Source organism: Burkholderia sp. HI2714 (genome assembly GCF_002223085.1).
GTDB lineage: Bacteria > Pseudomonadota > Gammaproteobacteria > Burkholderiales > Burkholderiaceae > Burkholderia > Burkholderia lata_D.
This window is the reverse complement of record NZ_NKFM01000166.1, coordinates 1-873: the sequence shown is the minus strand read 5'-3', so window position 1 is coordinate 873 and position 873 is coordinate 1. Positions and strand designations below refer to the sequence as shown.

Annotated in this window: 1 protein-coding gene; it reads right to left on the bottom strand. The window is 66.8% G+C overall.

The window, feature by feature from the left end:
* Window positions 1-873 (bottom strand): CDP-6-deoxy-delta-3,4-glucoseen reductase (locus CFB82_RS41685; RefSeq protein ID WP_089487982.1); only part of this gene is annotated, 873 nt, incomplete at both ends.

Genomic DNA, 873 nt, shown 5'->3' with positions numbered 1-873 from the left:
TGGCCCGACAGATCGGGCAGATCCTCGATCACCGCGCGATGGACGAAGCCGGTGCGGCCCGTCCATTGATCGCCGGCGTCCGGCTCGGAGAGCACCGGCACGTACTTGAAGTTCGGGATCTCGCGTGCCCACTGCTCGGCGAGTTCGCCGAGGTAGATGTCCTTCTTGCGGCGCGCGCCCCAGTAGAGCGTCATCGGGCGCGTGATGCCCGTGTGCTTCACGTGCTCGATGATCGCCTTGATCGGCGCGAAGCCGGTGCCCGATGCGAGCAGCACGATCGGCTTGTCGGAATCTTCACGCAGGAAGAACGTGCCGAGCGGGCCTTCGAAGCGCAGGATGTCGCGCTCCTTCATCGCGCCGAACACGTGGTCGGTGAATTTGCCGCCCGGCATGTGGCGGATGTGCAGCTCGATCGGGCCTTCCTCGTGCGGCGCGTTCGCCATCGAGTAGCTGCGGCGCGAGCCGTCCTTCAGGATGAACTCGACGTACTGGCCCGCGAGATACTGCAGGCGTTCGTTGGCGGGCAACTGGAGCTTCACGACCATCACGTCGTCGGCCTTGCGCTCGAGCGCGGCGATGCGGCACGGCAGCTTCTTGACCTGCACGCCGTCGACGCCGGCGATTTCACGCACGTCGATTTCGAGGTCGCACTGCGCCTTCGAGCAGCACAGCAGCGCGAGGCCGCGCGTGCGCTCGTCGTTGGACAGCGCCGACGCGGCGTGCGGGCCCTGTTCGATCTGGCCCGACACGATCTGGCCCTTGCAGGAGCCGCACGCGCCGTTCTTGCAGCCGTACGGCAGATGGACGTTCTGGCGCAGCGCGGCCGCCAGCACGGTTTCATCCGACTCGACCTGGAATTGCCGGCCGCTTTGC